This is a genomic window from Streptomyces sp. F001 (assembly GCF_004187715.1).
In the GTDB taxonomy this organism is placed as follows: Bacteria; Actinomycetota; Actinomycetes; order Streptomycetales; family Streptomycetaceae; genus Streptomyces; species Streptomyces flavusporus.
Genome location: NZ_QZWF01000035.1, coordinates 1 through 9224 on the forward strand (window position 1 = coordinate 1; position 9224 = coordinate 9224).

Sequence of the window (9224 nt, forward strand, 5' to 3'; positions counted from 1 at the left end):
CCTACAGCGTCCCCGACGGCCAGTCCGGCACGCTCGACGTGTACGTCAACGGAACCAGGCTCGCGAAGACGCTCGCCGTCACCTCCAAGTACTCGTACGTCGACACCGGCTGGATCCCCGGCGCGAAGACCCACCACTTCTACGACAACGCCAGGCTGGTGCTCGGCCAGAACGTGCAGCCGGGCGACAAGGTCGCCTTCCAGGCGACGAACACCCAGGTCACCGTCGACGTGGCCGACTTCGAGCAGGCCGCGCCGCCCGCCACACAGCCCGCCGGCTCGGTGTCCGTCACCTCCAAGGGCGCCGACCCCGGCGGCCAGGGGGACTCCACGCAGGCGTTCCGGGAGGCCATCGCCGCTGCGCAGGGCGGGGTGGTGTGGATCCCGCCGGGCGAGTACCGCCTGACGTCGTCCCTGAGCGGCGTACAGAACGTCACCCTCCAGGGGGCCGGTCACTGGCACTCCGTCGTGCGCACCTCCCGCTTCATCGACCAGTCCAGCTCGTCCGGCAACGTCCACATCAAGGACTTCGCAGTCATCGGCGAGGTCACCGAGCGGGTCGACTCCAACCCCGACAACTTCGTCAACGGGTCCCTCGGTCCGGGGAGTTCCGTCTCCGGCATGTGGCTCCAGCACCTCAAGGTCGGCCTGTGGCTGATGGGCAACAACGACAACCTGGTCGTCGAGAACAACCGCTTCCTCGACATGACGGCCGACGGCCTCAACCTCAACGGCAACGCCCGCGGCGTCAAGGTCCGGGGCAACTTCCTGCGCAACCAGGGCGACGACGCGCTCGCCATGTGGTCGCTGTACGCACCGAACCAGGGCAGCAGCTTCGAGAACAACACGATCACCCAGCCGAACCTTGCCAACGGCATCGCGATCTACGGCGGCACCGACATCACCGTCAAGGACAACCTGGTCTCCGACACCAACGCCCTCGGCAGCGGCATCGCGATCTCCAACCAGAAGTTCCTCGACCCGTTCCACCCGCTGGCCGGCACGATCACGGTCGACGGCAACACGCTCGTCCGCACCGGCGCGATGAACCCCAACTGGAACCATCCGATGGGCGCGCTGCGCGTCGACTCGTACGACAGCGCCATCGAGGCGAACGTCCGTATCACCAACACGACCATCACCGACAGCCCGTACAGCGCCTTCGAGTTCGTCTCGGGCAGCGGGCGCGGCTTCGCGGCGAAGAACATCACCGTGGACGGCGCCACCGTCCGCAACACGGGCACGGTCGTCGTCCAGGCCGAGACCCAGGGCGCCGCCACCTTCCGCAACGTCACGGCCACCGATGTCGGCGCGGCGGGCATCTACAACTGCCCCTACCCGAGCGGCTCCGGCACCTTCACGCTCACCGACGGCGGCGGCAACTCCGGCTGGAGCAGCACCTGGTCGGACTGCTCGACCTGGCCCCAGCCCGACCAGAGCAACCCCGACCCCGACCCCACCCGCAATCTCGCCCAGGGCCGCCCGGCCACCGCGACCGGACACCAGGACGTGTACACGCCCGGCAAGGCGGTCGACGGCGACGCGAACAGCTACTGGGAGTCGACCAACAACGCCTTCCCGCAGTCCCTGACGATCGACCTCGGCTCCGCGCAGGCCGTCCGCCGACTCGTCCTCAAACTGCCGCCCTCCTCGGCGTGGGGCGCCCGCACCCAGACCTTCTCCGTGCAGGGCAGCACCGACGGCGCGGCGTACTCCACGGTGGTCGGCTCCCAGGGGCACCGCTTCGACCCGGCCACCGGCAACACGGTCACCGTCTCCCTGCCCAGTGGCACGAACCTGCGCTATCTGCGACTGCACGTGACCGTCAACACCGGCTGGCCGGCGGGCCAGTTCAGTGAGGTGGAGGCGTATCTGTCCTGACGGCTCAGTCCTCACGGACGAACAACGGGCGGCACGTGTGCTGTTATGTCACGTGCCGCCCTGAATGGCGGAGAAACTCCCTGACGGACCCGGGCGTACCCGCGACTTTCACAACGGCGACATCAGACCCTTCCCTGACGTTTGGTGCTCTTGGAACACTCCTTGCGCGCGCATTCCGTCAACGCCCGGCCGGTAATACCCCTTCAGGACGAGAGGTCCCTCAGCCATGCCCGAAGTCAACCGGCGCAGATTCCTCCAGATCGCGGGGGCCACCACCGCCTTCACCGCCCTGGCGAGCAGCATCGAGCGGGCCGCCGCACTGCCGGCCAACCACCGCAACGGGACGATCGAGGACGTCGAGCACATCGTCGTCCTGATGCAGGAGAACCGCTCCTTCGACCACTACTTCGGCAAGCTGCGCGGCGTCCGCGGCTTCGGCGACCCGCGGCCGGTGGCGCACGACAACGGCAAGTCGATCTGGCACCAGTCGGACGGCACCAAGGACATCCTGCCGTTCCACCCGGACGCCGACGACCTCGGCATGCAGTTCCTGGAGGGCCTGCCGCACGGCTGGACCGACGGCCAGCAGGCCTACAACGGGGGCAAGTACGACAAGTGGATCCCCGCCAAGGGCACCACGACCATGGCGTACCTGACCCGCGAGGACATCCCCTTCTACTACGCCCTCGCCGACTCGTTCACCATCTGCGACGCCTACCACTGCTCGTTCATCGGCTCCACCGACCCGAACCGCTACTACATGTGGACGGGCTACACGGGCAACGACGGCAAGGGCGGCGGCCCGGTACTCGGCAACGACGAACTGGGCTACGACTGGACGACGTACCCCGAGCGCCTGGAGCAGGCCGGCATCTCCTGGAAGATCTACCAGGACATCGGAGACGGCCTCGACGCGGCCGGCTCGTGGGGCTGGATCAACGACGCCTACCGGGGCAACTACGGCGACAACTCGCTGCTGTACTTCAACAAGTATCGGGGCGCCCAGCCCGGCGACCCCTGGTACGACAAGGCCCGCACCGGCACCGACGTCAAGAACGGCGACGGCTACTTCGACCAGCTGAAGGCCGACGTCAAGGCCGGCAAGCTGCCGCAGATCTCCTGGATCGCCGCCCCCGAGGCCTTCACCGAGCACTCCAACTGGCCCACGAACTACGGCGCCTGGTACATCGCCCAGGTCCTGGACGCCCTCACCTCCAATCCCGAGGTCTGGGCGAAGACGGCGCTGTTCATCACCTTCGACGAGAACGACGGTTTCTTCGACCACGTGCTGCCGCCGCTCCCGCCGAAGGACGCGTCCCGGGGCAAGTCCACCGTCGACGTCTCGCTCGACCTCTACCCGGGCGACAGCAAGCGCCCGGCCGGCCCCTACGGCCTCGGCCCGCGCGTGCCGATGCTGGTCGTCTCGCCGTGGAGCAAGGGCGGTTACGTCTGCTCCGAGACCCTGGACCACACCTCGATCCTCCAGTTCATGGAGCGCCGCTTCGGCATCAAGGAGACGAACATCTCCCCCTGGCGCCGGACCGTCTGCGGCGACCTGACCTCGGCCTTCGACTTCTCCCGCAAGGACAGCCGCCCGGCCGCCCTGCCGGAGACGGACGAGTACGAGCCGCAGGACCGCGAGCGTCACCCCGACTACAAGCCGACGCCGCCCGCCGACCCCGACATGCCCAAGCAGGAGCGCGGCCTGCGTCCCTCGCGCCCGCTGAAGTACGCCCCGTACGTCGACGGTTCGGTGGACGCGGCGGCCGGCAAGTTCACGCTGACCTTCGCCTCCGGCGCCAAGGCCGGTGCCGCCTTCCACGTCACGTCCGGCAACCGCGCCGACGGGCCGTGGCAGTACACCACCGAGGCCGGCAAGAACATCTCGGACACCTGGAACTCGGCGTACTCCAAGGGCTCCTACGACCTGACCGTGCACGGCCCCAACGGCTTCGTGCGTTTCTTCAAGGGCGCGAACAAGGTGGCGGGTCCGGAGGTCACCGCCCGGCACAGGGGCGACGACATCGAGCTGGCCTTCACCAACAAGGGGTCCGGTACGGTGCAGCTGAAGGTGGTCGACGGCTACCGCGGCCGGACCCGGACCGTCCGTGTGCGCGCCGGTGCGACCGTACGGCAGACCGTCGACCTGGCGGCGAGCCGGCGCTGGTACGACCTCACCGTCACCTCCGACGCCGACCCGGCCTTCGTACGGCGCTTCGCCGGGCATGTCGAGAACGGGCGGCCCGGTGTGAGCGATCCGGCGATCGTCACGGAGTAGACGCTGGGGTCAGAGGGGGGTGAGGTGCCCTGGGCCGGTGTGCGGGGTCCGGGGTACCAACGCTGTGCCGAGGCCGGGTGCGAGGAGAGCGGTCACCAGAGGGTCCGGGAGGCCCGGCTCCGGCTGCGCGGCCACCCGGCCTGCTGCGCTGCCGGCTCCTGGGCCGCGACCGGCGTCGTGGCTGGGGGTGGGTCGCGCTGCCCGGCGCTGGCGGGGTGCCTCCCTCAGAGGGGGGACCCCCAGCGCCCACCCGTGCCGCCCCTGGCGGCACGACTGCCCGCGGACTGCGTGACAGCAGTACTACTCCCCGCGCCGCCAGGGCCGCGCCCGTCGCCGCGGCGAGGACGCCCGCTGGGCCGCCCCGTAGTCGTTCGCCCAGCAGGGAGAGGCCGATGAGCGCGGCGGCCACCGGGTTCGACAGAGTCACCACGGCGAGCGGGGCGCCCAGGCCTGCCCGGTAGGCGATCTGTGACAGGAGGAGTCCTCCGACCGCGAAGGCGGCGACCAGCACGGCCACCCCGATGACCTGCGCGCTGAGCAAGGGGCCGGAGTCGTCGGTCGCGGCCACCGTGACGGTCTGGGTGAGCGCCGAGCCGACGCCGGAGGCGAGGCCGGACGCGGTCGCGTGCCGCAGGCCGCTCCGGCCGCCCGGCCGGGCCAGCGCGCCGACCAGCACCGCCGCCGTACCGGCCACCGCGAGCGCCTCGGGCACACTGAGCGTGTCGTCGGGCGCCGGCCCGGACGCCGCGACGAGCAGTGCGGCCAGCCCGAAGAGGGTGAACGCGGTGCCCCGCCACTCGATCGCGCTGACCTTCCGCCCGGCCAGCCGGGCACCCATCGGTACCGCCGCGACCAGGGTGAGCGCGCCCAGGGGCTGCACCACGGTCAGCGGACCGTAGGTGAGGGCGACGATGTGCAGCAGCGCGCCGGAGGCGTTCAGCCCCACCGACAGCCACCATGCCCCGCTGCCGAGCAGCCGCAGCAGACCCGAGCCGGAGCTCCGGGCGGCCAGCCGTTCCTGGGCGACGGCGGCGGCCGCGTAGGCGACGGCGGAGAAAAGGGAAAGGACGACGGCGACCACGGTGGCGCTCATCGGCCCGCCGCCACGAGCACCGGCTCCTTGGTGGGTACGCGGTCGTCCGCGGCAGGCCGGACCGTGACGGTCGTCCGGAGCGGCGGACGGATCACCGCGAGCGCACCGCCCAGCAGCACGGCCGCCGCGATCGCGTCGAGCCAGTAGTGGTTCGCCGTCCCGACGATCACCAGCAGAGTCAGCAGCGGGTGCAGCAGCCACAGCCGTCGCCACCGCGACCGGGTGGCGACGATCAGGCCGATCGCCAGCATCAGCGCCCAGCCGAAGTGCAGCGAGGGCATCGCCGCGAACTGGTTCGACAACTGGTCGGTCTCCGGAGAGCCGTACACGGACGGCCCGTACACCTGCCCCGTGTCCACGAGCCCGGCCTCCGCGAGCATCCGCGGCGGAGCGAGCGGGAACGTCAGATGCAGCACCAGCGCGGCGGCGGTGAGCGCGGCGAGCGCTCGGCGCGCCCAGACGTAGTGCCCCGGGCGCCGCACGTACAGCCAGACCAGGAAGGCTGCGGTGGCGGGGAAGTGGACCGTCGCGTAGTAGGTGTTCGCGAGGTGCACCAGGGGGTCACCGTGCAGCAGCGCGGACTGCACCGCGCCCTCCCCGGGCAGCCGGACGGCTCGTTCCAGGTCCCAGACGTGGTCCGCGTTGCGGAAGGCCTCGCCGGTATGGCCCGTCGCCAGCAGCCGGCCCGACTTGTAGATGGCGAAGAGCCCTGCGACGAGCAGCAGCTCACGGACGATCGGCGGCCGCGCTATCGCGTCGGTCTCCGCTTCGGCAGGCTCGGTGCGGGCATTCATCCCCCGGCCCTTTCACTGACGGTGGTGCATGGGTGGTTCGGTGGTACGACGAAGTCATCGATACGATGCCGTACCGATACGCCAGTGTACCGATACGACTGAGTACCGGTACACTGGCGTATCGATAACGTGCGACACACTGGAGAGCGGGCCCCGTTGGGCCGCCGGACGCGAGCGAGGAGACCAACCGATGACGTCGCAGGCCGCGGACCGACCGGAGACGGTCGGCGCCTCGCGCCGCTCCAAGCTGACGCGGGAGCGTGAGCAGGAGTTCTTCGACGCCGTGCTCGAGCAGATCCGCGAGTGCGGCTACGACGCCGTCACCATGGACGGCGTCGCCGCCAGCACCCGCTGCAGCAAGTCCACGCTGTACCGGCAGTGGAAGACCAAACCCCAGTTCGTGGCGGCGGCCCTGCGCTCGAACGCCTGCCCGCGCTTCGCCGGTATCGACACCGGCTCGCTGGCCGAGGACCTGCGCCAGGCCGCGCGGGCCGCGGGCGAGAGGTCGGGCAAGGACAGCCGGCTGATGCAGGCACTCGGCCACGCCGTGGTGGAGGACCGGGAACTCCAGCAGGCGCTGCGCGAGGCGCTGGTCGAGCCGGAGATCGCCGCGATCAGGGAGATGCTGCAGCGTGGGGTGGAGCGCGGGGAAGTGCCCGCCGACCATCCGGCGCTGGAGTACGTGCCGGCGCAGATGTTCGGTGTCCTGCGCGTCCGGCCGGTCCTGGACGGCGAGGACGCCGACGGGGACTATCTGCTCCGGTTCCTCGAGGCCGCCGTGCTGCCCGCACTCGGCCTCACCTGAGACCCAGGCCGCCGTCCACGGGATGACTGGACGACCGGCCTGCCAGCGCCGCACCGTGGGGACGGGGGCGGCGCGCACCCCCCGGCCGGGTGGGGTTCCTCTCGAGCGGAGAAGCGCCCCACCCGGCCGACCGGTGTCGTGCCCCGGTGGGCGGGCGCGTCAGACGTTCTGCCCGTTGCCGCCGCCCGACGACTCCTCGATGCCCTTGGTGATCTCGTCTATGACGGACACCTTCTGGTCGGCGTCCACCCCGAACCGGACCACGACCAGCTGACCGGAGTCGGCGGGCGAGGGGAAGGCGAGCGACTCGACGTAGCCGTCGGCGCCCTTGCTGGTGATGGCCTTCCAGCGGACCAGATAGCCCTTCTGCCCGGCCACGGTCACCGCCTTGGACGCCAGCACCTCGTGCGAGGTGATCTTGCCGTACGTGGTGCCGCCGTAGGACTCCTCGGCGTTCGCGGCGATGTCCGCCTTCGCGACCTCCTCCGGCGTGCTGCCCTCGGTGCCCAGCACCTCGGCGGGCGCCGAGTACGCGCCGCCCTTCGTGCACGTCTTCGACGTGTCGCCGGGGCACTCGTAGGCGTCGTCGGAGGTCAGCTGCGCGCCCACACTGAAAGCCTGGCCGGTCCAGCCCTCCGGCACCGGGAGGCTGATCCCGTTGACCGCGTCGGACACCGTGCCGCCCCCCTCGACCTCCGGCGCCCGGGACTCATCCGGCCCGGGCGACTGACCGTCGCCGAAGGGCCCGCCGCTCGGGCCGTCGGACGGACCGGCACCGCCCGGCCCCTGCTGCGAGTCGGCGCGGCTCGCGCCGCCCCCGTCGTCCTTCGTCAGTGCGTACACACCGACGCCTATGCTCGCCAGGACCACGGCGGCGACCGTGACCGCTATGCCCGTGCGCAGACCGCGCCGCGGGGCGGCGGGCGGCTGGGCGGGGTACCCCGGGTACCCGGGATGTCCCGGGTACCCGGGTTGCGTCGGGTACGCGTCGACGGTGGGCGGTCCCGCCGGGGGACCCCAGGCGGCGGCCGACCCCGTGGGACGGGTCTGGTCCGTCCACGCCCTGCCGTCCCACCAGCGCTCGGTGGCGGGACCGTCACTTGTCTGCCCGGGGTCGGGATACCACCCGGGGGGAGTCTCCTGCGTCATGCCCCCACCGTATGAGGCGTCGGTGAAAGGCGGATGAGAGGGATCGCCTCCCCATGTCACACGGGCTGACCCCGGGTCATTCCAGCACGAGCCGCACCGGCACCTTCCCGGCCGCCGCCGGCAGCCGCAGCCCGTCCCGTCCCGGCGTCAGCGACCCCAGCACGCTCGGATGCCGGGCACCCGTGCTCGCCGGCACCGTGCCGGGCAGACCGTGCGCCGTCAGGAACCCCAGCACTGCGAACGCGTACGCCTCCTTGGCGTCCGAGGGCAGCCCGAGCTCGTCGGAGGCGCGCACCGGCAAGCCCGGCAACTGATCGCCGAGCATGCCCATCAGCACCGGGTTCCGGGTTCCGCCACCGGACGCGATCACCTCCGTGGCCTCCACCGCGCGCACGGCGTCGGCGACCGTGCGGGCGGTGAGCTCGGTGAGCGTCGCGATCACGTCCTCGGCGGGCAGCGTTCCGACGCCGGCCAGAGCCGTGTGCAGATAACCGACGTGGAACAGCTCCTTGCCGGTCGTCTTGGGTGCGGGCAGCGCGTAGTACGGCTCGGCCAGCAGCCGGTCGAGCAGCACCGGATGGACCCGGCCGCGGGCGGCCAGGGCACCGTCCATGTCGTACGCCAGCCGCCCGCCGCTGAAACCGTGCGCCGCCGCGTCGATCAGCGCACACCCCGGCCCCGTGTCGAAGGCCGTGCCGTCGGGCGCGGTGAGGTTGGCGATCCCGCCGAGGTTCAGGGCGACCGGCGTACCCGGCCGGCCGCGCAGCCACAGCAGGTCGACCAGGCTGACCAGCGGCGCTCCCTGGCCCCCGGCGGCGATGTCCCGGGGCCGGAAGTCGGCGACCACGGGCAGCCCGGTGGCCTCGGCGATCCACGCGGGCTGCCCGAGCTGCAACGTGCCGTGCACCCGGCCCTCGTCCACCCAGTGGAAGACGGTCTGCCCGTGCGAGGCGACCAACTCGGCTCGCCCGTCGCACAGTTCACGGTCGGCCCGGACGGCCGCCGCCGCGAAGGCCTGCCCGATCCGCGTGTCGAGCCGGCACACCTCGGCCATCGAGACGGACCCCGGCGGCAGCGCCGCCGCGAGCGCCGCCCGCAGCTCCTCGTCGTACGCCTCGCTCACCATGCCGAGCGGCTTCAGTACCAGGCTGTCACCGACGAGGCTCAACTCGGCCGCCGCCGCGTCGATGGCGTCGTACGACGTGCCGGACATCAGCCCGATCAC

Annotated in this window: 7 protein-coding genes; 3 read left to right on the forward strand and 4 right to left on the reverse strand. The window is 71.4% G+C overall.

Features of this window, described 5'->3' with window-relative positions:
• The coding region (locus StrepF001_RS40070; RefSeq protein ID WP_129803014.1) for a discoidin domain-containing protein at positions 1 to 1880 on the forward strand (1880 nt) is incomplete at its 5' end.
• A 226-nt stretch (positions 1881 to 2106) separates the two neighbouring features.
• Entirely contained in the window at positions 2107 to 4158 is a 2052-nt protein-coding gene (locus StrepF001_RS40075; protein ID WP_129803015.1) for a phospholipase C, phosphocholine-specific, read from the forward strand.
• Here the strand turns inward: StrepF001_RS40075 and StrepF001_RS40080 are convergent.
• A complete protein-coding gene (locus StrepF001_RS40080; RefSeq protein ID WP_240797919.1) occupies positions 4148 to 5251 on the reverse strand; it encodes a hypothetical protein in 1104 nt (367 codons plus the stop codon). The two genes, StrepF001_RS40075 and StrepF001_RS40080, sit on opposite strands and share 11 nt — an antisense overlap.
• Entirely contained in the window at positions 5248 to 6045 is a 798-nt protein-coding gene (locus StrepF001_RS40085) for a phosphatase PAP2 family protein (protein ID WP_129803016.1), read from the reverse strand. The genes StrepF001_RS40080 and StrepF001_RS40085 overlap by 4 nt, the downstream gene beginning before the upstream one ends.
• 190 nt (positions 6046 to 6235) lie before the next feature.
• Here StrepF001_RS40085 and StrepF001_RS40090 point away from each other — a divergent pair, with 190 nt between their 5' ends.
• Positions 6236 to 6850 carry a TetR/AcrR family transcriptional regulator gene (locus StrepF001_RS40090; protein ID WP_129803017.1) on the forward strand — a complete coding sequence of 205 codons (615 nt, stop codon included), beginning with the start codon at positions 6236 to 6238 and terminating at the stop codon, positions 6848 to 6850.
• A gap of 159 nt (positions 6851 to 7009) precedes the next feature.
• Here the strand turns inward: StrepF001_RS40090 and StrepF001_RS40095 are convergent, their stop codons facing one another.
• Positions 7010 to 7999, reverse strand: coding sequence for a DUF2510 domain-containing protein (locus StrepF001_RS40095; RefSeq protein WP_129803018.1), 990 nt, complete (start codon positions 7997 to 7999; stop codon positions 7010 to 7012).
• 76 nt (positions 8000 to 8075) lie between these two features.
• The coding region (locus StrepF001_RS40100) for an anhydro-N-acetylmuramic acid kinase (protein WP_240797920.1) at positions 8076 to 9224 on the reverse strand (1149 nt) is incomplete at its 5' end.